Source organism: Allorhizobium undicola ORS 992 = ATCC 700741 (assembly GCF_000621665.1).
GTDB classification, from domain to species: Bacteria; Pseudomonadota; Alphaproteobacteria; order Rhizobiales; family Rhizobiaceae; genus Allorhizobium; species Allorhizobium undicola.
The window spans coordinates 68275-89692 of sequence record NZ_JHXQ01000018.1; the positions used below are offsets into that span (position 1 = coordinate 68275).

19 protein-coding genes and 1 tRNA gene are annotated in these 21418 nt (G+C 59.7%); 11 read left to right on the forward strand and 9 right to left on the reverse strand.

What is annotated here, in order from left to right; all coding sequences use genetic code 11:
* Positions 1-256: 256 nt before the first annotated feature.
* The 4 genes from recJ to T424_RS0115325 all read right to left on the reverse strand — a co-directional run bounded on the left by recJ (position 257) and on the right by T424_RS0115325 (position 5411).
* The gene (gene recJ / locus T424_RS0115310) at positions 257-2062 is read right to left on the reverse strand and encodes a single-stranded-DNA-specific exonuclease RecJ (RefSeq protein WP_027488499.1); all 1806 of its coding nucleotides are present in this window, start codon (positions 2060-2062) and stop codon (positions 257-259) included.
* Between the two features lie 53 nt (positions 2063-2115).
* Positions 2116-3438, reverse strand: coding sequence for a homoserine dehydrogenase (locus T424_RS0115315; RefSeq protein WP_027488500.1), 1323 nt, complete (start codon positions 3436-3438; stop codon positions 2116-2118).
* Between the two features lie 64 nt (positions 3439-3502).
* The gene (locus T424_RS0115320) at positions 3503-4720 is read right to left on the reverse strand and encodes an LL-diaminopimelate aminotransferase (RefSeq protein ID WP_027488501.1); all 1218 of its coding nucleotides are present in this window, start codon (positions 4718-4720) and stop codon (positions 3503-3505) included.
* 313 nt (positions 4721-5033) lie between these two features.
* Positions 5034-5411 carry a gas vesicle protein GvpG gene (locus tag T424_RS0115325; RefSeq protein ID WP_037067906.1) on the reverse strand — a complete coding sequence of 126 codons (378 nt, stop codon included), beginning with the start codon at positions 5409-5411 and terminating at the stop codon, positions 5034-5036.
* Between the two features lie 275 nt (positions 5412-5686).
* Between T424_RS0115325 and T424_RS0115330 the strand changes: the two genes are divergently transcribed.
* From T424_RS0115330 to sthA, 10 genes are all read left to right on the forward strand, one after another.
* Positions 5687-7519 carry a PHA/PHB synthase family protein gene (locus tag T424_RS0115330; RefSeq protein ID WP_027488503.1) on the forward strand — a complete coding sequence of 611 codons (1833 nt, stop codon included), beginning with the start codon at positions 5687-5689 and terminating at the stop codon, positions 7517-7519.
* A 22-nt stretch (positions 7520-7541) separates the two neighbouring features.
* Positions 7542-8258, forward strand: a complete 717-nt coding sequence (gene sfsA / locus T424_RS0115335) for a DNA/RNA nuclease SfsA (RefSeq protein ID WP_027488504.1) — start codon at positions 7542-7544, stop codon at positions 8256-8258.
* 30 nt (positions 8259-8288) lie between these two features.
* On the forward strand, positions 8289-9125 hold the full coding sequence (map, locus tag T424_RS0115340; protein WP_027488505.1) for a type I methionyl aminopeptidase: 837 nt from the start codon (positions 8289-8291) through the stop codon (positions 9123-9125).
* Between the two features lie 86 nt (positions 9126-9211).
* Positions 9212-9985 carry a RadC family protein gene (gene radC / locus T424_RS0115345; protein WP_084268540.1) on the forward strand — a complete coding sequence of 258 codons (774 nt, stop codon included), beginning with the start codon at positions 9212-9214 and terminating at the stop codon, positions 9983-9985.
* A gap of 80 nt (positions 9986-10065) precedes the next feature.
* Positions 10066-11556 (forward strand): ABC transporter substrate-binding protein, encoded by a 1491-nt coding sequence (locus tag T424_RS0115350; protein WP_407921400.1) that lies wholly within the window; start codon positions 10066-10068, stop codon positions 11554-11556.
* A 177-nt stretch (positions 11557-11733) separates the two neighbouring features.
* The gene (locus T424_RS0115355) at positions 11734-12693 is read left to right on the forward strand and encodes an ABC transporter permease (protein ID WP_027488508.1); all 960 of its coding nucleotides are present in this window, start codon (positions 11734-11736) and stop codon (positions 12691-12693) included.
* Complete coding sequence (locus T424_RS0115360) at positions 12690-13511, forward strand: ABC transporter permease (protein ID WP_027488509.1); 822 nt, start codon at positions 12690-12692, stop codon at positions 13509-13511. Before T424_RS0115355 ends, T424_RS0115360 begins: the two co-directional genes overlap by 4 nt.
* Entirely contained in the window at positions 13508-14485 is a 978-nt protein-coding gene (locus tag T424_RS21255) for an ABC transporter ATP-binding protein (RefSeq protein ID WP_037067969.1), read from the forward strand. The genes T424_RS0115360 and T424_RS21255 overlap by 4 nt, the downstream gene beginning before the upstream one ends.
* On the forward strand, positions 14482-15474 hold the full coding sequence (locus tag T424_RS21260) for an oligopeptide/dipeptide ABC transporter ATP-binding protein (protein ID WP_037067913.1): 993 nt from the start codon (positions 14482-14484) through the stop codon (positions 15472-15474). Before T424_RS21255 ends, T424_RS21260 begins: the two co-directional genes overlap by 4 nt.
* A 225-nt stretch (positions 15475-15699) precedes the next feature.
* On the forward strand, positions 15700-17115 hold the full coding sequence (gene sthA, locus T424_RS0115375; RefSeq protein WP_027488510.1) for a Si-specific NAD(P)(+) transhydrogenase: 1416 nt from the start codon (positions 15700-15702) through the stop codon (positions 17113-17115).
* 160 nt (positions 17116-17275) lie between these two features.
* Here the strand turns inward: sthA and T424_RS0115380 are convergent, their stop codons facing one another.
* The 5 genes from T424_RS0115380 to T424_RS0115400 form a co-directional block, all read right to left on the reverse strand.
* Positions 17276-17794, reverse strand: a complete 519-nt coding sequence (locus T424_RS0115380) for a DUF992 domain-containing protein (RefSeq protein WP_027488511.1) — start codon at positions 17792-17794, stop codon at positions 17276-17278.
* Between the two features lie 406 nt (positions 17795-18200).
* Positions 18201-19679 carry a trigger factor gene (gene tig / locus T424_RS0115385; RefSeq protein ID WP_027488512.1) on the reverse strand — a complete coding sequence of 493 codons (1479 nt, stop codon included), beginning with the start codon at positions 19677-19679 and terminating at the stop codon, positions 18201-18203.
* A 193-nt stretch (positions 19680-19872) separates the two neighbouring features.
* Positions 19873-19957, reverse strand: a tRNA-Leu gene (locus tag T424_RS0115390).
* A 151-nt stretch (positions 19958-20108) separates the two neighbouring features.
* On the reverse strand, positions 20109-20705 hold the full coding sequence (locus tag T424_RS0115395) for a GDYXXLXY domain-containing protein (RefSeq protein WP_037067916.1): 597 nt from the start codon (positions 20703-20705) through the stop codon (positions 20109-20111).
* Positions 20705-21142, reverse strand: a complete 438-nt coding sequence (locus T424_RS0115400) for a hypothetical protein (RefSeq protein ID WP_027488514.1) — start codon at positions 21140-21142, stop codon at positions 20705-20707. The genes T424_RS0115395 and T424_RS0115400 overlap by 1 nt, the downstream gene beginning before the upstream one ends.
* A gap of 32 nt (positions 21143-21174) precedes the next feature.
* Between T424_RS0115400 and T424_RS0115405 the strand changes: the two genes are divergently transcribed.
* On the forward strand, positions 21175-21418 hold a 244-nt coding region (locus T424_RS0115405; protein WP_037067920.1), incomplete at its 3' end, for a transposase.

The window sequence follows — 21418 nt, forward strand, 5'->3', positions numbered from 1 at the left end:
GGAGATTGCAATACGGACAAAGCGCCATTCTTCAAAGAATAGGTGTGGTGACGGCGTTTTTCAGGAATTTAGGCAGGGCCTTCATCTTGCCGATCTCCCCACCTGAGGGGGAGATGTCCGGCAGGACAGAGGGGGTAAACCACACGCAAAACCGTAGCATCGTGTCCTGTGTTCAGAATCGCTCCTGACGCTTTAAGTCATTGTTTTGTCGCATGTCGTTATCGCAAAACCGCTGCACAGTTTTGCGCGACATGCTTTAATAGGCCCGTGCCGCATCGATTATCCGGATCTGAATACGTCTTGCGCCCTGCCAGAGCTCCGCACTGAGCGAGCCAGCCACATGCACGCTTTCGCCCCGGCTGGATAGAAGCAGATCGCCAAGCGGCGTATCCTTGGCGCGAAACGCAATGCCATCGAGCCGCGACCCATCCATTGCTTCCAGCGTCACCTTCACATGCGAGGCGCCGATCAGGCGCGAATCGCGAATACGGTGCGCGGGAATGGCAAAGACAGGCTGCGGGTGGCCTGAGCCATATGGCCCGGCGGTTTCAAGCAAATCAATCAGCGCAAAGGTGGCGCCGGAGGCTCCGACAGCCCCATCGATCTTCAGGGCGCGATTGGCGGCCAGCGCCATGACGCGCTCCTGCGATTGCTCCTCGAAAAAGCCTCTCAACTTGCCGAGATTGGCCCGCTCAACGGTCAGGCCCGCCGCCATGGCATGACCGCCGCCCTTGACGAGCAGACCCTGCTCTACAGCGGCGCGCACCATCTTGCCCATATCGAAACCGTTGATGGATCGGCCCGAGCCCGTGCCCTTGCCGGAGGAATCGAAGGCGATGGCAAAGGCTGGGCGCTGGAACCTCTCCTTCAGCCGCGCCGCCAACAGGCCAACAATGCCCGGATGCCAGCCTTCATGCGCCGTGACGATGACGGAGGCCTTTTCGCCCGTGCCATATTCCGCCATGGCTTCCGCTTCGGCCTCGGCCAGCATTTGCGCCTCCATGGCCTGACGTTGGCGGTTCAAATCGTCGAGTTGCTGGGCAATTTCCTCTGCTTCAAGCCCGTCATCCAGGGTCAGCATCCGGCTGCCGAGCGCGGCATCGCCAATGCGGCCGCCTGCATTGATGCGCGGCCCCACCAAAAAGCCGAAGTGATAGGGCGTGACCGGCCCGCCAATTCCCGCTACGCGCAAAAGTGCGGCAAGCCCGGCATTCTGCTGGTGGCGGGCGGCGATAAGCCCCTTTACCACATAGGCGCGGTTCAGGCCTTTCAGCGGCACCACATCGCAAACCGTTGCCAGCGCCACAAGATCGAGCCATGCCAGCAGGTCAAGCGAGCGGGCAGCGCCATGGCCAATCTGGCGCAAATGGCGCTGGGTGGCCACCAGCACAAGAAACACCACACCGGCTGCGCATAGATGCCCTTGGCCCGAGAGATCGTCCGGCCTGTTCGGATTGACCAGCGCCCGGCAGACCGGCATATCCTGGCTCATCTGGTGGTGATCGATCACCACGACATCGATACCGCGCCGCGCCGCTTCCGCCAGCGCGTCGTGGCTGGTGGAGCCGCAATCGACGGTGACGATCAGCTGCGCGCCCCGTTCTATCAACTGACCGATGGCATTGGCATTCGGGCCATAGCCTTCGAAAATCCGGTCCGGGATATAGATTTCGCTGTCCACGCCGAAATGGCGGAGAAAACGATGCAGCAAGGCCGAAGAACAGGCGCCATCCACGTCGTAATCGCCAAAGATCGCCACCCGTTCTCCACGCTCTATGGCGGCGACCAGGCGCGCGGCGGCGGCATCGCAATCCGTCAGCGAGGAGGGATCGGGCATCAGGCTGCGAATCGTGGGATCGAGAAAGGCCTCCGCCTCTGCCACCCCGACGCCCCGCCCCGCCAGAACCCGCGCCACAAGCTCGGGAATCCCCTTGGATTGTGACATGGCCAGTGCACGGTTCAAGCCCGCCTGATCGAGACGCGACATCCAGCGCTGGCCGGAAACCGAGGCTTCGACATTCAGGAAGGCGCGTTCAACGGGATCGACGGGTTGTTCTGGCATTGCCCCTGATCATTTGGTGTCGGGCGGCGAAAAGCAAGGCCGCCCATCAAGGCTTAGGCCGTCTTGGGCCGCTCGATGCGAATGACCTGCGGCTCGCCCAGCAGATAGCCCTCGCTCTTGATGGCAGCGACGGCCTCGCGCACGGCGCTTTCCATCGTGGCATGGGTCACGAGGATGATCGTCTTGGCGGAATCACCTGCCGAAGGCGTTTTGGAATGTTGAACGATCGATTCCAGCGAGATATTGTTGTTGGCCATCTGCGTGGCGATGCTGGCGAAAACGCCGGTGCGGTCCACCACGGTCAGGCGAATGAAATAGCCGCCTTCGTGGCGGGTCATCTCGGCCTGCGCATAAGGCTCCAGCAAATGCGCCGGACGGCCCAGCACCGGCACTTGCTGTGCGCCCGGACGGCTCTTGGCAATATCGGTAACGTCGCCCAGCACGGCGGATGCCGTGGCATTGCCGCCAGCACCGGGGCCGACCATCAGCAATTCGCCGAGAATATCCGACTCGATCGCCACCGCATTGGTCACGCCATCCACCTGTGCGATCACCGAATCGAGCGGCACCATGGTGGGATGCACCCGCTGCTCGATGCCGGTCGCCGTTTTCTGGGCAACGCCCAGAAGCTTGATGCGATAGCCAAGATCGCGTGCGGCATGAATATCGTCGATCGAGATATTGCTGATGCCTTCGAGATAGATCTGGTCGGCGGCAATCTGGTTGCCGAAGGCAAGTGTTGTGAGAATGGACAGCTTGTGGGCGGTATCGTTGCCCTCGATGTCGAAAGTGGGATCAGCTTCCGCATAGCCCAGACGCTGCGCTTCCTTCAGGCATTCGGCAAAGCCCAGGCCCTCTTTTTCCATCCGGGTGAGGATGTAATTGCAGGTGCCGTTCATGATGCCGTAAAGCCGCGAGAACTGGTTGCCCGTCAAAGATTCACGCAAGGTCTTGATGACGGGAATGCCCCCCGCCACAGCCGCTTCGTAATTCAAAAGCAGGCCCTTGGCTTCGGCAAGCTTCGCCAGTTCCACCCCGTGGGCGGCAAGCAGCGCCTTGTTGGCCGTCACCACGTGCAGGCCACGGGTCAGCGCGGCGCGCACAGAGGCTGCCGCCGCACCCTCGGCACCGCCCATGAGTTCGACGAAAACGTCCATATCGGCCTTTTCGGCCATATCCACCGGATTGTCGTACCACTCGATGCCGTTGAGATCGAAACCGCGATCCTTGTCCTTGGAGCGGGCGCTGACGGCGGTGATGGTAATGGCGCGACCGCAGGAAACAGCCAGCGCATTGGCGCGCGTTTGCAAGATGCGGGCCAGCGAAGCACCCACGGTGCCGAGACCTGCAATGCCGATCTTGAGGGCATCAGCCATGAAACAATCCTGATATGCTTTGGATAAGGAAAAGGGCGGCCCCGAACGGGCCGCCCGGAGATGGTCACCGATGCGCGTTGAGCGAAATCACGTTATGCAGCGTGTCGTCTGCCGAAGACAGGAAGCGCTTGAGATTGCGCGCCGCCTGGCGAATGCGGTGTTCGTTTTCGACAAGCGCGATACGCACATATTCATCGCCCTGCTCACCAAAGCCAATGCCGGGAGCCACGGCCACATCAGCCTTTTCCACCAGCAGCTTGGAGAATTCCAATGAGCCGAGATGGCGGAACTTTTCCGGAATGCGCGCCCAGGCAAACATGGTTGCAGCCGGCGGCGGCACCTCGAAACCGGCCTTGCCAAAACTTTCCACCAGCACGTCGCGGCGGCGCTTGTAGACATTGCGCACCTCGGCAATGTCGGAGCCGTCGCCGTTCAGCGCGTGGGTGGCCGCCACCTGGATCGGCGTGAAGGCGCCGTAATCCAGATAGGACTTCACACGCGCAAGCGCCGCGATCAGCCGCTCATTGCCCACGGCAAAACCCATGCGCCAGCCCGGCATGGAGAAGGTCTTGGACATGGAGGTAAACTCCACGGCCACATCCATGGCGCCCGGCACTTCCAGAACGGAAGGCGGCGGGGTGTCGTCGAAATAGATTTCCGAATAGGCCAGATCCGACAGCACGATCAGGTCGTGCTTCTTGGCGAAGGCGATCACGTCCTTGTAGAAATCCAGCGACGCTACGCGCGCGGTCGGGTTGGACGGGTAGTTGATGATGAGCGCCAGCGGCTTGGGAATGGAGTGGCGCACGGCCCGCTCCAGCGGCGGGAAGAAGGTTTCGTCCGGCTCGATCGGGATGGAGCGGATCACGCCGCCCGTCATCAGAAAGCCGAAAGCGTGGATCGGATAGGTCGGATCCGGGCAGAGGATCACGTCGCCCGGCGCGGTGATGGCCTGCGCCATGTTGGCAAAGCCTTCCTTGGAGCCAAGGGTGGCCACGACCTGTGTATCGGGATTGAGCTTCACATTGAAGCGGCGGGCATAATAGGCAGCCTGCGCACGGCGCAGACCGGGAATGCCCTTGGATGACGAATAGCGATGCGTGCGCGGGTCCTGCACCACTTCGCACAGCTTGTCCACCACCGCCTGCGGGGTGGGAAGATCGGGATTGCCCATCCCGAGGTCGATGATGTCGGCGCCCGCGGCTCGCGCGCTGGCTTTCAAACGGTTGACCTGTTCGAAAACGTAGGGCGGCAAACGCCGGACTTTATGAAACTCTTCCATCTCAGACCTCGTTGAACCGCAGGCACCTCTGCTCTGCGGCTGCGGATGACCCGTTATCAACACACTCTTCCCGCAAACGGATCAGGCAAATCGGAAAGACGCTGCACTATACCGCAATCAGCAGAATTTGCGGTGGATTTTTGACGGTTCACCCTGCCCGGCCTGTTTGCAAGACACTCGAAGCATTTCATGCCGTCATTCTTCGCTTTGCGACCAAAAATTTCGCATGGCAAGCCCTAATTCTGACCTGCGGTACGGATTGCGGTGGCATAAGCCCATGGCGCACAAGCCTTCGCCGGCCGTCCTTCGTTTCTTACTTGCCCTGATCGGCGGCAAGCTTGCGCATTTCGCGCACGCGGCGATCATATTCGGCCTGCGAAATCTTTCCGGCGCTGCGCATCTGCGAAAGCGCGGTCAGCTTCTTTTCCAGATCGGCGGCATCCATATTGCTCATCTGCACATTGGCAGCCGTCAGCGGGCGGGCAAAATCGGGATAGCCATCGGGCGTGGTATAGGCGCCAGCGGGCGCTACGGCTTCCTTGTCTCCGGCGACCTTCACGTTCAGGCTGGCATTGCGGCTTTGCGGCGGTGTGCTGCTGCAAGCGCAAAGGAAAACCGCACCCGCGAGGGAAAGAGACAGCGCCACCTGCTTCCAAAACCGGTTTTCGTGGGAGATCGGGCTCTGCGTCATGGTGTTTCCGCTGTTTTGACTGATTCTTCTCGCCGTCAGGCGTCCCGACAATCTAGAACATCGAAGGAGAAAGTGGAAACCGGTTTTCCACGGAATCGGTCAGGCGGTGAAAATACGGCCTTCACGACCCCACCTCCGCCCCCCGGCCTTTTGAGGGGAAACATGCCTTGCCCACAACCTGCGCGGTTTTCGGGCGCAAGCGCTCTGGCAATCGCGCTTATTTTCGGGCAAGATCAAATGAAGCAAAAAACATGCAGGGGAGGATGTGGAAAGCCATGGCAAACGACAAGCCAGCCGCGGGCGAGAACGCCATGCCGGGCTTCGATCCGCACCTGATGGATGCCTATGTGGTGAAAGACCCGCAGGCCATGGCGCTGAACATGGCGCGCGCCATGGAAAATCTCGGCAAGGCGGCCTCGCAATGGATCGCGCCGCGTGAAAAGGGCGAGGTCATCGATCCCGTCACCGAGCCCGTCGTGGAACTGGTCAAGACCATGAACCGCGTCGCGGAATACTGGATGGCCGATCCGCAGCGCACGCTGGAGGCGCAAACGCATCTGATGAACTCGCTCTTCGCCATCTGGATGAAGAGCATGTCGCGCCTCTCAGGCGAGCAGGCCGCAGAAGAACCCGTGCGCGACAAGCGCTTTGCCGACGCCGACTGGCAGCGCAATCCCTTTTTCGACTTTCTCCGGCAGGTCTATCTCGTCGTGTGCGACTGGGCGGAAACGCTGGTGGACAAGACCGAAGGGCTGGACGATCACACCCGTCACAAGGCGGCCTTTTACATGAAACAGCTGACGGCTGCCCTTTCGCCGCAGAATTTCCTGTTCACCAATCCGCAAACCTTCCGGGAAACGGTGGCCAGCAATGGCGCCAATCTTGTGAAGGGCATGAAAATGCTGGCCGAGGACATTGCCGCGGGCAAGGGCGACCTGCGCATCCGCCAGACCGATTCCAGCAAGTTTGCCGTGGGCGTCAACATGGCGCTGACGCCGGGCAAGGTCATTGCGCAAAGCGATGTCTGCGAGGTGATCCAGTACGAGCCCACCACGGAAAAGGTGCTGAAACGGCCCTTGCTGATCTGCCCGCCCTGGATCAACAAATTCTACATTCTCGACCTGAACCCGCAAAAGAGCTTCATCAAGTGGTGTGTGGATCAGGGACATACGGTCTTCGTGATCTCCTGGGTCAATCCGGATGAGCGCCACGCCGAAAAGGACTGGCTGGCCTATATCCGCGAGGGTGTGGATTTTGCGCTGGACGCCGTGGAGAAAGCCACCGGCGAGCGCGAGGTCAACGCCATCGGCTATTGCGTGGGCGGCACGCTTCTGTCCGCCGCCATGGCGCTGCACGCGCAGGAGGGCAATAGCCGCATCGCCAGCGCCACCCTTTTCACGACTCAGGTGGATTTCACCCATGCGGGCGACCTCAAGGTCTTTGTCGATGAGGAACAGGTTGCGGGCCTCGAACAGCGTATGCGCCGTCAGGGCTATCTCGACGGCTCGAAAATGGCGACCGCATTCAACATGCTCAGAGCATCGGAGCTGATCTGGCCCTATTTCGTCAACAACTATCTGAAAGGCCACGACCCTTCCGCCTTCGACCTGCTGTACTGGAATTCCGATTCCACGCGCATGGGGTCTGCCAACCACGCCTTTTATCTGCGCAATTGCTATCTCTACAACAATCTCAGCCAGGGCCGGATGCAGCTTGACGGCAGGACCCTTTCGCTGAAAGACGTGAAGGTGCCGATCTACAATCTCGCCACGCGGGAAGATCACATCGCACCGGCAAAATCGGTCTATCTCGGCAGCGCCAGCTTTGGCGGGCCTGTGACATTCGTCCTGTCCGGTTCCGGCCATATCGCAGGCGTGGTCAACCCGCCGGACAAGCAGAAATACCAGTTCTGGACCTCGAGAAAGAAGCCGAAGGATTACGAGGACTGGCTGATCTCCGCCGAGGAAACGCCGGGCTCCTGGTGGCCGCACTGGCAAAAATGGATCGAGAAACTGAACAAGGAAAAGGTCCCAGCCCGCAAACCCGGCGGGGATGCGCTCAATGCCATTGCCGACGCACCGGGAACCTATGTTATGGAGCGGGTGTGAGAGGAAGAGGCGGCGACCGCATTTGAAATTTCCTCCCCTCGTCCCGGCGCGTCTCATTCGCCGTTATAAGCGGTTTTTATTCGATGCCACACTGGAAACGGGCGAAGCCATCACCGGCTTTTGCCCCAATACCGGCTCCATGCGCGGGCTTACGGCGCCGGGTTCGCGGATATGGCTTTCAAGCCATGACACGGCAAAGCGCAAATATGCCCATGCCTTCGAGTTGATCGAAGCGGATGGAACGCTGGTCGGCGTTCATGCAGCGCTTGCCAACCGGCTGGGGCGCGAGGCAATCGACGCCGGGCTGGTCGCGGATCTTGGTGATTATCAGCAGATTGCGGGCGAGCAGCGATATGGCGCAAAATCGCGAATCGATTTCCGGCTTTCGTCGCCCGGCCGGCCGGATTGCTATGTCGAGGTGAAGAATGTGCATTTCATCCGCAAGCCGGGGCTTGCGGAATTTCCCGATACGGCCACGATCCGCGGTACCCGCCATCTGGAAGAACTGCGGCAAATTGCCCGCACGGGTCTGCGCGCCGTCATGCTCTATGTGGTGCAGCGGGAGGATTGCGAGAATTTTGCCATCTGCGACGATCTGGACCCCGCCTATGGCAAGGCCTTTGCCCACGCCCGGGCCGAGGGCGTGGAAGCCTATGCCGTGAAATGTCGCATTACGACCGATGAAATCCGGCCGCTTGCGGCGATCGCCATGGACGAACCGCGTCTGCCTGCGGTATGAACGCCTGGCAGAACACATGGGACTGATGGAATGGTCAATTACATCGACGCGGCATCGGCACCGCTCAAGAACACCGGCGCAATCCGCCTTTACGGACCGGAAGGCTTCGAAGGTATGCGCAAGGCCTGCCAGCTTACGGCACGATGCCTGGATGCGCTGGCGGATATGGTCAAGCCCGGTGTCACCACCAGCGCCATAGATCGCTTCGTCTTCGAATTCGGCATGGACCACGGCGCCCTGCCCGCCACGCTGAACTATCGCGGTTATCGCTATTCCGTCTGCACCTCCATAAACCATGTCGTCTGCCATGGAATGCCGGAGGACAAGCCGCTGCGCGAGGGCGACATCGTCAATATCGACGTGACCTATCTTGTCGATGGCTGGCATGGCGATTCCAGCCGCATGTATCCGGTGGGCGAAGTCAAGCGCGCCGCCGAACGGCTGATGGAAGTAACGCATGAATGCCTGATGCGCGGCATTGCCGCCGTGCGCCCCGGTGCGCGCACCGGCGCAATCGGTGCGGCCATTCAGGCCTATGCAGAGGCAGAGCGCTGTTCTGTCGTACGGGATTTCTGTGGCCACGGCGTCGGGCAGCTTTTTCACGATTCGCCGAATATCCTGCATTACGGCAAGGCGGACGAAGGGCCGGAAATCAGGGAAGGCATGATTTTCACCATCGAGCCGATGATTAACCTGGGCAAGCCGCATGTGAAGGTTCTGGCCGATGGCTGGACCGCCGTAACCCGCGACCGCTCCCTGACGGCGCAATATGAACACGCCGTGGGCGTTACCGCCACAGGCTGCGAGATTTTCACGCTGTCGCCCGCCGGTCTCGACCGTCCGGGCCTGCCGCCGCTCAAGGGCTGAACGCCATGACCGGGCCGACCCGCTCCACGCCCCCTTATGATGACCAGAGCACGGAGGAACTGCATCAGGATCTTCCCGCAGCGCCCATGGATTTCGAAGAGGATGAGCGGGGTTTTTTCACCGAACAGTTCCAGACGACCAAGGCTACGGCGAAGGCAGGCACGGCAAAGCCTGCGGCAAAAGAGCCGGAACAGCATTATCACGGCCATCGCGACCGGCTGCGCCAGCGCTTTCGTGACAAAGGCGACGATGCCCTGGCCGATTACGAGGTGCTGGAACTCATTCTCTTCCGGCTCATTCCCCGCCGCGACACCAAGCCCATTGCCAAGGCGCTGCTCGATCGCTTCGGCACGCTGGCCGGGGTGTTCAACGCGCCGCTGGCGCTGTTGCAGGAGGTGAAGGGCATTGGCGAAACCGTGGCGCTCGATCTGAAGCTGATTGCCACCGCTTCCCAGCGCATGTTGAAAAGCGAGATCAAGGGCAGGCAGGTGCTGAGTTCGTGGTCCAGCGTCATCGATTACTGCCATGCGGCCATGGCTTACGAAACGCGCGAACAATTCCGCATTCTTTTTCTCGACAAGCGCAACGCGCTGATTGCCGATGAAGTACAGGGCAAGGGCACGATCGACCACACGCCCGTCTATCCGCGCGAAGTGGTCAAACGGGCGCTGGAGCTTTCGGCAACCGCCATCATTCTCGTGCACAACCACCCCTCTGGCGACCCGACCCCCTCCCGCGCCGACATCGAGATGACCAAAACGATCATCGATACCGCAAAGCCTCTGGGCATTACCGTGCATGACCATGTCATCATCGGCGCGCAGGGCCATGCCAGCCTCAGGGGGCTGCGCCTGATCTGAGGCTGGAGCAGGATTTGCACCAGCCAGCGCCTTGGAGAAAATGACCAATGACCTTTTTGCTTCACTTGCGCCATGGGGTGATGACGGCGTCGGCCCTTGCAGGCTTCTGGGCGCTGGCATCGCTTTTCCCGCCGCCTGCCGCCGCCGCGCCGCGCACCACCCTGGTTCTTGGCATGTCGGTGGAACCGACAGGTCTCGATCCTACCGCCGCAGCCCCCGTGGCCATCGGTCAGGTGACATGGCAAAACATCTTCGAAGGGCTGGTGACGATCACCGAGGATGGCAAGATCATCCCGCAACTGGCTGAAAGCTTTGAGATTTCTACCGACGGCCTGACCTATCGCTTTGCATTGCGCAAGGGTGTCCACTTTCATGACGGTGAAGCCTTTACGGCCAAAACAGCGAAATTCTCGCTTGAACGCGCAGCCAGCGACGACTCCATCAATCCGCAAAAGCGCTTTTTCACCCAGATCGACCGTATCGATGCGCCCGATGACGCAACGCTGATCCTGCATTTGAAGCAGAAAAATTCCAGCCTGCTTTACTGGCTCGGCTGGCCAGCCTCCGTCATGGTCGCCCCCGCCAGTGCCGCAAACAACAAGACCACGCCCATCGGCACCGGGCCGTTCAAGTTTGCAAGCTGGGCGAAGGGAGACCGCGTGGAGCTTACGGCAAATGCCGATTACTGGAACGCGGCAGCCCGCCCGGCCCTGGAAAAGGTAACGTTCCGCTTCATTCCGGACGCGCAGGCGCAGGCCGCCGCCCTGAAGGCAGGCGATGTGGACGCCATTCCCGAATTCGCCGCGCCGGAACTGATGGAGAGTTTCAAGGCCGACGCCCGTCTCGTCACCCGCATCGGAAATACCGAGCTGAAGGTGGTGGCAGGCATGAACAACCAGCGCAAGCCTTTCAACGATATTCGCGTTCGTCAGGCATTGATGATGGCGATCGACCGGAAAATGCTGATCGAAGGGGCCTGGTCAGGCCTCGGCACGCCGATCGGCAGCCATTACACCCCAAATGACCGTGGCTATCTGGACCTCACAGGCACCCTTCCCTACGATCCGCAAAAGGCCCGCGCATTGCTGGCTGAAGCGGGCTATCCGCAAGGGTTCAGCTTCACCATCAAGACGCCGCAAATGGCCTATGCGCCCCGCAGTGCCGAGATCATGCAGGCCATGTTTGCCGACATCGGCGTTACCATGACCATTGAGCCCACGGAATTTCCGGCAAAATGGGTTGCCGATGTTTTCAAGGCCGGAAACTACGACATGACCATTGTCGCCCATGCCGAGCCGATGGACATAGACATCTATGGCCGCGACCCCTATTATTTCCAGTATAGGAATCCTGATTTCAAGGCCGTCCTACAGGCCATAGAGGCCACCACCGACGCAAGCGAACAGGACCGCCTCTATGGCAAGGCGCAAGGCATATTGGCTGAGGAGGTTCCAGCTCTTTTCCTCTTCGTCATGCCCAAGCTCGGCGTATGGAACAAGGATCTCAAGGGCCTTTGGGAAAACGAACCTATCCCCTCGAATGTACTGGGCAAGGTCCATTGGGAAAAATAAAACCAAGAGCGAGGTTTCAGCTTCACCTCCCAAACTTCAAGTGCTTGTTTCGGCATGATACAGCGCCGTGCGTTTTATCAAACGCACGGCGCTGTAACACTTTAATTATGCAGTAGATGCAGTCATGTCCCGAACCTGCCCATGACCCATGCCTGAAACAATTTGCCGGAGCCGCCCATGGCATTGCTGCTGATCCGCCGCCTGACAGGACTGGTTTTGACGCTTCTGGGCGTATCCCTGCTGATCTTTGCCGTAATGAACCTTTTGCCGGGCGATCCAGCGGCCATCATGCTCGGCACATCGGCAAGTCCCGATACGCTGGCGGCCCTGCATGAGGTATTAGGGCTGAACCGCAGCCTGCCGCTTCGCTTCATGCAATGGCTGACGGCGGCGCTGACCGGCAATTTTGGCCAGTCCTATACTTATGGCGTGCCTGTTTCAACGCTGATTGCCGAAAGGCTGGCGGTAACGGTGCCGCTTGCCCTCATGGCCATTGGCCTGTCGCTGGCACTGGCACTGCCTCTTGGTGTGCTGGGAGCAGCCCGGTGCAACGGTTTCATCGATCATCTCTCCGGCTTTGTTTCGCGGCTATTTATCGCCATACCCGGTTTCTGGACGGGACTTTTGCTAATCCTGTTTCTTGCCGCATCCCATCCAATATTTCCCGCCGGTGGTTTTCCGGGCTGGCAGGCAGGCGTGTGGCCTGCCATCAAGGCATTGGTTCTGCCTGCCCTTGCTCTGGGGCTTCCCCAAGCAGGCATTTTAATACGAGTTACACGCGCAGCTGTGCTGGAGGTGCTGAATGAGGATTTCGTGCGCACGGCCCGCGCCAAAGGGTTGCCCAAGCATGTCGCACTCTGGCGCCATGCGGTTCCCAATGCGCTTGTGCCGGTGGTGACGATGCTTGGCCTGCAGTTCACCTTTCTCATTGCCGGAGCGGTGCTGGTGGAAAACGTCTTCAATCTGTCCGGGCTCGGACGTCTTGCCTATCAGGCGCTGTCGCAACGTGATATCATCACCATGCAGGCGGTGGTTCTGCTGTTTGCATGGCTGACTCTGTTGGTGAATTTTCTTGTCGATCTCATGCATTTGCGACTTGATCCACGGCTGAAGACCTCGATGGGCCTTACGCAATGAAAAACCGCTTTCGTCAGGCCAACCTGCTGGCAGGCGGCTTTATCATCGCCTGCCTTCTGGCGATTGCCTTGTTGTCGCAGGTCTGGACTCCGGGAGATCCCACCCGCCTTCGCATTGCGATGCGCCTCAAGCCTCCGCTCACCGCTGGCCTGCTCGGCACCGACCCGCTCGGGCGTGACCTTGCCTCGCTGCTGATGCTGGGAGCGTGGAATTCGTTGACGATTGCCACCGCAGCCGTAGCAACAGGCGGGGTTTTGGGCACGCTCCTTGGCTTGATGGTTGCCGCACGCGGCGGATTATGCGAGGCGCTGGTCATGCGTGCCAATGACGTTCTCTTCGCCATTCCCCCATTGCTTTCCGCCATGATGCTGGGCGCCGTGCTTGGCAGCGGCCGCATGACAGCCATTACCGCCATTGCCGTCTTCATGGTTCCGGTCTTTTGCCGGTTGACGCTGACAGCCGCCCGGCAAATCTGGGCGCGAGATTACTGTCTTGCTGCAAGGGCGGCAGGCAAAGGCCCCTTGCGCATCAGCATCGAGCACATCTTGCCGAACATTGCCAGCCTGGTCATCGTGCAGGCAACAGTCCAGCTTGGCCTTGCCATGCTGACGGAAGCGGGCCTCAGCTTTCTTGGCCTCGGCCTTGCACCACCACAGCCCGGCTGGGGAAAAATGCTGGCAGAGTCGCAAACCTATCTGCAACAGGCCCCATGGCTGGCAATTTTTCCCGGCCTTGCCATCGCACTCACCGTTTTCGGCTTCACCATGCTGGGGGATGGCCTGCGTGATCTCCTCGATCCAAGGTGGGCGCCGAAATGACCTCAACGCTGCTTACGGTGGAGCAACTTGGCGTCGCCTTCGCAGGCAAGCCGCCCTTGCCCATTCTACGCGACATCGGTTTTGCGCTTGCTCCGGGTGAAACTCTTGGCATTGTCGGGGAATCGGGGTCCGGCAAATCGCTGCTGGCGCTGGCGTTGATGGGACTTTTGCCGGAAACGGCCAGAGCAGAGGGTTCCATCCGCTTCGAAGGCCATGACTTGCTGAGCTGCGGTGAAAAGAAGTTGACGCAATTGCATGGCAACCGCATCGGCATGATCTTTCAGGAACCGCTTACCGCCCTCAACCCGGCAATGACCGTGGGCGACCAGATCGCCGAGGGCATGGTGTGGCACAAGGGCATAGGCTGGAAAGAGGCCCGCCGGGAAGCTGTCCGGCTTTTATCGCAGGTTCGAATGACGACTGCCGCCGAAATGGCAAAACGATATCCGCACGAGCTTTCCGGCGGTCAAAGACAGCGCGTGTGCATTGCCATGGCCATTGCCATGAAGCCCGCCCTGCTGATTGCCGATGAACCCACCACGGCGCTGGACGTGACGGTGCAGGCCCATATTCTCGATCTGTTGCGGGAACTGGTGCAAGACAATGCCATGGCCCTCATTCTCATCAGCCACGATCTCGGCGTGGTGGCCGAACTTTGCACCCGCAGCCTTGTGCTATACGCCGGAAGACAGATGGAGGAGGCACCAACCCGCGCCCTGCTGGACCGTCCGCGCAATCCCTATACCCGCGCGCTCATTCGCGCCCTCCCACGCCGACACACACAGCAAAGACCAGCCACCCTGCAAGCCATCGCGGGGGCCGTGCCGGATTTCGCCCATCTGCCGAAGGGATGCAGTTTCACCACGCGCTGTCCCCGGTGCATCGATGCCTGCGCCACCACTCTCCCCGGCTGGCGAGTGGATGCCAACGGTCGCGGCAATCGCTGCCTGCTTGACGAGAGGGACGCGCCATGACGCAGCCACCCCTTCTCGAACTGCGCCACCTCAGCCGGACTTATCGCCGCAGCGCACTGCCCGTGGCGGCTTTACGTCAGGGAATGCATTCCAGCAAAGCGTTGGACGATGTATCGCTGACCATGGCCAGCGGCACAATTCACGCCATTGTCGGCGAAAGCGGCAGCGGCAAATCCACCCTCGCCCGGCTCGTCATGGCGCTGGATCGCCCGGACAATGGCGAGGTGTTGATAGACGGGCAAAACCTGTTCACGCTTGGCGAAAAGACCTTGCGCCGCAAGCGGCGCGATTTCCAGATGGTTTTTCAGGATCCATTCTCGTCGCTCGATCCCCGCCAGAACGTCGCGACAATCATTGGCGAACCGCTTTGCCTCCTGGAGCCCCGACTGAGTACCGCCGAAAAGCAGGAGCGCATAGCGGCGATCATGCAGGCCGTGGGCCTCACGGCGGAGCAGGCAGGCCTTCGCCCGCACGCATTTTCCGGCGGACAGCGCCAGCGAATTGCGCTTGCGCGCGCATTGATAACCGAGCCAAGGCTGGTGGTGGCCGACGAGCCTGTTTCCGCTCTCGACCTTTCCGTCCAGGCACAGGTTCTGAACCTCATGACCGACTTCAAGGAAAAACGGGGCGTGAGCTTCCTGTTCATCAGCCACAATCTCGCCGTGGTCAACCACGTCGCGGACCACGTCAGCGTTCTCTATCGCGGCCGTCTGGTGGAAAGCGGCCCGGCGCAGTCTATTCTCAGCCAGCCGCTTCATCCCTATACCGCGCTTCTGGCGGCTTGCGAGCCAGATCCCTTCCGGGAGCGGCAAGGCTCTGTTCCGTTGAACGGACCAGACGACGACAGCCTCGCCGCAAGGGGCTGCGCCTTCCAGCCCCGTTGTGCCTTCGCAGTAGAGGCTTGCACGAAAGAAAGCCCTGAACTCGCCGACATTGCTCCACTACGTAAATGCGCCTGCCACAGGTCAGCAGAATTCAGAACAGAATAGATAATAATATCATCAACTTGTACCAAGATCCTGATTCAGTCTTGGCAGAAGTTGATTCAAAATCTCAACTGCGGCACTGCCGCAAAAAATGAAATTATTGACGCAATGCAACATGAGGACTAACGAAAAGGTTAGATTGGTCTGCTAAGTTTATCCGCACACAAACCTCGCACTTGCCTCAATACGACACATCGCCGGCCCGGGGCATGAACAGGAACAGAGCCTATGCAGCAATATGATCTTATCGTGATTGGCAGCGGTCCGGCAGGCCGCAGGGCTGCCATTCAGGCCGCCAAGCTGGAAAAGAATGTGCTGGTGATCGAGCGGGGTGGCCATGTCGGCGGCGTTTCGGTGCATACAGGCACCATTCCCTCCAAGACCCTGCGGGAAACGGTTCTAAACCTCACGGGCTGGCGTGAGCGGGGCTTTTATGGCCGCTCCTATCGCGTCAAACAGCAGATCAGTGCCGAGGATTTGCGCCGCCGTCTGCTCATCACGCTGGACCATGAAGTGGATGTGCTGGAACATCAGTTTAACCGAAACCGCGTGCAACAATTGCGCGGGCTTGCCCGCTTCATCGACGCAAACCGGCTGGAAGTTACCAAGGATGACGGCGAGGTCGTGCATGTGAGCGGCAAGTCCATCCTGCTTGCGGTGGGCACGCGCCCCTATCGCCCCGCCCATATCGCCTTTGATGGCCAGTCCATTCTCGACAGCGACGACATATTGAGCATCAAGGACGTCCCCCGTTCCATGGTCGTCATCGGCGCAGGCGTCATCGGCATTGAATATGCCACGATTTTCAGCGCACTGGATACGGTGGTGACGGTGGTGGAGCCACGCGACACCATGCTCGATTTCATCGACAAGGAAATTGTCGAAGACTTCACCTACCAACTCCGCGATCGCAATATGAAGCTGATCTTCGGCCAAACCGCCGAAAAGGTGGAAAAGGACGAAAGCGGCAAGGTGCGCGTGACCCTCAAAAGCGGGCGCGTATTAGGGGCGGAAATGGTGCTGTTTGCCGCTGGGCGCGTTGGCGCCACCGATACGCTCAATCTGGAAGCCTGCGGGCTGAGCGCCGATAGCCGCGGACGCCTGAAAGTCGATCCGGAAACCTTCCAGACGGATGTCCCCAACATTTATGCCGCAGGCGACGTGGTAGGCTTTCCAAGCCTTGCCTCCACCTCCATGGAACAGGGCCGCATAGCCGCGCGCCACGCCGTGGGCGCACCCGCACAGGAACCGCCACAATATTTCCCTTATGGCATTTATGCCGTTCCGGAAATTTCCACCTGCGGGCTGACCGAGGAAGAAGTACGCCAGCGTGGCATTCCCTATGAATGCGGCATCTCCCATTTCCGCGAAACCTCGCGCGGCCATATCATGGGGCTGGAAAGCGGGATGCTGAAAATGATTTTCTCCCTCAAGACCCGTCGGCTTCTCGGCGTGCATATTGTCGGAGAAGGCGCAACGGAACTCGTCCACATCGGGCAGGCTGTCCTCAACCTGAAGGGAACGGTAGAGTATTTCGTGGAAAATACCTTCAATTACCCAACCCTTGCCGAGGCCTACAAGATCGCAGGCCTTGATGCCTGGAACAGAATGGGCGAACTGCCCTCGAAAAAGGCCTCCGCCTGACGGCAGCCATGATTGCGCCAATGGAGCATAATCCGACCGGAGTGAAACGAGGATCGACAAGATTATGCTCTAAAATGGCGCCGAAAAGATCCGGCGCCATTTCTGGTTCAAGTTGATTTGTCTGTTTTCAGAAGACATTCAGGGAAAACAAGCCGAGTTATCACACCCGCTTCAACTGAAGCCTTGAAACACCTGCCGCAATATTCAGGCCCGTGCCGGCCTCACCGCTAAGCGGCTGGAGAGCGAAGTTGCGGGAGTTTCCACCCACCAGCGCATTGGCGCCTAGACCGACACCCACGGCTGCGGATGCAGAGGCGCCGACATAGCTACCCGCCAACGCGCCATCGCCAACGCGGGTTGGCTGCGTGTTGACGACTACCCAGCTCATATAGCTTTTGCCGCTGATGCCAACGTCAAGCCCCAGCTTGCCGATCGAACCGGCATAGTGTTCGATCTTGCCCGAACGCTGACGGAATTCGCAGGAAACATTGCGCTTGGAGCCAATCAACATGCCGACGCCGCCGTCGATCTGGCATTGCAGGGTGCCAAGCCTCTGGCGCGGCTCGTTGGCGACCATTTTCTGCTGTGACGCCCGGTTATGATGGTGCGGGCTTGCGGCATAGGCCGCAGGTGCAAGCGCGATGGAAGCGGCGGCAGTTACAAGCATCAAGGTTTTCATGAGTGACATCCTTTCTTGGAGCATTGCCCGGAGAAAAACGAAATCCGGGTTTCCGTCCGGAAACGCATGAGAGCGCATTCGACCTACCCTGCGCAGACAGGCGCTTTAATATCTTGTTTTTGAGCCATAATTTTATCGATCCTTGTTCACTACGGTCAAATTATGCTCTGAAACAGAGATCTGGAGTGCTTTCATATGTCTTGAAACAGGAAAGCATTCCGGGAGGTGGAAAGCCACTCGTTCAACGCATGACCACGGAAAAGGTTCATGCAGCAGCGAGATGGAATCCACGGCGCAAACATCCACCTCCCCGCCGGAAGCCGCGCAAGCAAGACAATTCCGTAAACAAAAAAGACCGCCCTTTTGGGGCGGTCTTCCTGTGCATATTGCTCAAACCGGCGATAAATTATTCGGCATCACCTTCGGCAGCAGCCTTCTTCTTCGGCGCTGCCTTCTTCTTCGGAGCGGCAGCGTCTTCAGCTTCGGCGGCGTCTTCAGCCTTGGCCTTCTTCTTGGAAGAGGCCTTCTTCACCGGCTTGTCGTCGCCATCTTCGTCGTCAGCCAGCAGTTCTTCCTTGGACACGGTCTTGTCGGTGACATTCACCTCCGAGATCAGCTTGTCCATGACCTTCTCTTCGAAGATCGGGGCGCGCAGCGAAGCGGATGCGCCGGGCGTGTTGCGGAAGAAGTTGATGATCTCGCGCTCCTGACCGGGGAACTGCTGAAGCTGTGCGTAAAGCGCCCGCTGCATTTCTTCCTCGGTCACGTCGATGCCAGCCTTTTCACCGATTTCGGAGAGAACCAGGCCAAGGCGCACGCGGCGTTCTGCCAGCGCACGATATTCCGTGCGGGCATCTTCTTCCGTGGTCTCTTCGTCTTCGAAGGTCTTGCCGGACTGGGCAAGATCGGTGTTGATCTGACGCCAGATGTTTTCAAACTCGGCATCGACCAGCTTCGACGGCGCGTCGAACTTGTACATCTCGTCGAGCTGATCGAGGATCTGGCGCTTCACCTTCTGGCGCGTCACGTTGCCGTACTGGCCTTCGATCTGGCCGCGAACGATTTCCTTCAGCTTGTCAGCCGATTCAAGGCCGAGCTTCTGGGCCAGTTCGTCGTTGATTTCAACGGCAGCCGGAGCGGCAACGGCCTTCACGGTAATGTCGAAGGTCGCGTCCTTGCCAGCGAGGTTCTTGGCCGGATAGTCTTCCGGGAAGGTTACGGTGATGACCTTTTCATCGCCGGCCTTCAGGCCGAGAAGCTGGTCTTCGAAGCCGGGGATAAAGCGGCCGGAACCGAGAACCAGCTCTGCATCCTCATCCTTGCCACCGTCGAAGGCAACGCCATCGACCTTGCCCAGGTAATCCATGGTCACGCGGTCGCCGTTTTCGGCAACGCCTTCCTTGGTTTCGTAGGCGCGGGCATTTTCAGCGATTTTCAGAACCTGCTCGTTGACTTCCTCTTCCGAGATTTCAACGACTTCGCGCGTGACCTTGATGCCATCGACCGGCTTCAGCTCGATCGCCGGGATGATTTCGTAAGCAACCGTGAATTCGAGATCAGCGGCGCCGGACAGGATCTTGTCGGCTTCGCCCTCGTCTTCGGTCATGGAGATTTCCGGCTGCGTTGCCGACTTTTCGCCGCGCTCGGACAGGATGCTCGCCGGACGGTCACGCACGATCTCGTTGACGATTTCGGCCATGATGGACTTGCCGTACATCTTCTTGACGTGAGAGGTCGGTACCTTGCCGGGGCGGAAACCGTTGATGCGAACCTTGTCCTTGACTTCAGCCAGGCGCTCATTGGCGCGGGCTTCCAGTTCGGCAGCCGGAACGACGATCTTCAGTTCGCGCTTCAGCCCTTCAGCGAGCGTTTCGATAACCTGCATGTTCTAAACCTTCGTGTCATGGCGGCCGTGCTCCGACAGCCGGTGTTGGTGTGAGCACGTCGCCGGAATCCCTTTTCCCGGTCGCGGCACTTGTGAAAAAATCCGGCTTCAGCCTCCATTTTTCATCAAAACTGACGAAAAATGGACGCCGAACCGGATATTTTCATCGCCCAGGGGCCGCCAGCTGCAATCCTGGTGCGGGTAGAGAGACTTGAACTCCCACGCCTTGCGGCACCAGAACCTAAATCTGGCGTGTCTACCAATTTCACCATACCCGCAACACTTCAGGATCACATGCCGTTAGCATGGCCCCGCCGGAGCGCGCGTCTCTATAACACCCGTCTTGAACAACGCAAAGAAAAAATGACACTGGCGCGGCAAAAGCGGCGGACATCCACGGGTTTCGGCATACAGGCGATCATCACTCCCTCAATAGAGCGGCTCGACATGCAGCGCGCGGCCATCGAGCGTCAATTGCCTGATCTGCGCCTCGCCGCTTGCCGATACCCGCACGCTGACCGAAAGCCTGAGGGCATCCCGGCCCTGCTCCACGGCCGTGCCCTCGCCTTCGGGGAGGTAATAGCGCTCTATGCCATATCGCAGCCGCAGCTGGCGTCCGGGCGCCAGATCCTGCGGAGATATGTCGAGAGGCTCGCTTTTCAGCAGCACACTGCCGGCCCTTGGCGGCAGGGGGGAAAAGGAAGCCTCCTCCACAGTCCACCCGCCATCCGCGCCCGGCACGAGACGCACCATAGCCGAAAGGCGGCGTGCTTCACGAGGGCGCTCCCCCACCAGCTTTTCTTCCGGTATCGACGAAATATCGTAATTCAGCACGACGTAATCGCCGCGCAGCAGATCGCGCGGATCGACGGCGGTGGTCTGGAGCACGATTTCGGCGCCATTGCGCAGGATGCGGGCACGCTTCTCGATCATCACGCCCAGCACCGCACTTTGCGCGGCGGCCAGCAGGATGGCCGCCGACAGGAAGCGAAGCAGCGCAGCACGGCTATCATCCATTGCCGCCATCACGCACCCTCCTGCTTTCGCACCGCCATGAAATGCCGCTCAACCCGCAGAACCAGAAAGGCAAGCAGCGCCACGATCAGCCCGCTCATGAAGAAAAAGCCGGACGTGCCCAGAAGACTGTCGATCGTGGTGAGGGTTATATAGAGAATCTCGCCACCGAAGAGGCAATAGGCAACGGCCCGGATCACCGCATCGTGCCGCCCCTTGACCATCAGCGCCAGCACCCCGGCCCCGAACGTCAAAAGCGCAGTTGCGGCCAGCGGCAGGCCTTTTGCAAATTCCAGATTGAGAACACCGAGCCCGAAACCCGCCAGCAGCAGGGCATGGAATGCGCCGATGCCGCTCGCAGACAGACCGTGACGCTCAAGAAGCGACAGCGCGACGAAAGCAGCAAGCCCTAGGTCTTGTGGACTCTTGGGATTCCCAAGGCTGAGCAAATCAGATTCAAGACTGTCTTTTGGAGGCAGTCATGGGCGTATTGGACCGGTTGATCCTTCGGGACGAGCAGTGGGCGCGGATATCGACGCACATCATTGGTGACGAACGGACACGGGGGTCGTCGGGCCGCGACAACCGGATGTTCGTGGAAGCCGTGCTTTGGATCGTGCGCACGGGCTCGCCCTGGCGTGACTTGCCAGAGGTCTTCGGCGAGTGGAATAGCGTCTTCCGGCGCTTCAGCCGCTGGAGCAAAAAGGGCGTCTGGTGGCGTATGT

Bases quoted from the DNA above. Each gene is read 5' to 3' on its own strand.
- recJ (WP_027488499.1), bottom strand. From the start codon at position 2,062: ATGCCAGAACAACCCGTCGATCCCGTTGAACGCGCCTTCCTGAATGTC.
- T424_RS0115315 (WP_027488500.1), bottom strand. From the start codon at position 3,438: ATGGCTGATGCCCTCAAGATCGGCATTGCAGGTCTCGGCACCGTGGGT.
- T424_RS0115320 (WP_027488501.1), bottom strand. From the start codon at position 4,720: ATGGAAGAGTTTCATAAAGTCCGGCGTTTGCCGCCCTACGTTTTCGAA.
- T424_RS0115325 (WP_037067906.1), bottom strand. From the start codon at position 5,411: ATGACGCAGAGCCCGATCTCCCACGAAAACCGGTTTTGGAAGCAGGTG.
- T424_RS0115330 (WP_027488503.1), top strand. From the start codon at position 5,687: ATGGCAAACGACAAGCCAGCCGCGGGCGAGAACGCCATGCCGGGCTTC.
- map (WP_027488505.1), top strand. From the start codon at position 8,289: ATGGTCAATTACATCGACGCGGCATCGGCACCGCTCAAGAACACCGGC.
- radC (WP_084268540.1), top strand. From the start codon at position 9,212: ATGGATTTCGAAGAGGATGAGCGGGGTTTTTTCACCGAACAGTTCCAG.
- T424_RS0115350 (WP_407921400.1), top strand. From the start codon at position 10,066: ATGACGGCGTCGGCCCTTGCAGGCTTCTGGGCGCTGGCATCGCTTTTC.
- T424_RS0115355 (WP_027488508.1), top strand. From the start codon at position 11,734: ATGGCATTGCTGCTGATCCGCCGCCTGACAGGACTGGTTTTGACGCTT.
- T424_RS0115360 (WP_027488509.1), top strand. From the start codon at position 12,690: ATGAAAAACCGCTTTCGTCAGGCCAACCTGCTGGCAGGCGGCTTTATC.
- T424_RS21255 (WP_037067969.1), top strand. From the start codon at position 13,508: ATGACCTCAACGCTGCTTACGGTGGAGCAACTTGGCGTCGCCTTCGCA.
- T424_RS21260 (WP_037067913.1), top strand. From the start codon at position 14,482: ATGACGCAGCCACCCCTTCTCGAACTGCGCCACCTCAGCCGGACTTAT.
- sthA (WP_027488510.1), top strand. From the start codon at position 15,700: ATGCAGCAATATGATCTTATCGTGATTGGCAGCGGTCCGGCAGGCCGC.
- T424_RS0115380 (WP_027488511.1), bottom strand. From the start codon at position 17,794: ATGAAAACCTTGATGCTTGTAACTGCCGCCGCTTCCATCGCGCTTGCA.
- tig (WP_027488512.1), bottom strand. From the start codon at position 19,679: ATGCAGGTTATCGAAACGCTCGCTGAAGGGCTGAAGCGCGAACTGAAG.
- T424_RS0115395 (WP_037067916.1), bottom strand. From the start codon at position 20,705: ATGGCGGCAATGGATGATAGCCGTGCTGCGCTGCTTCGCTTCCTGTCG.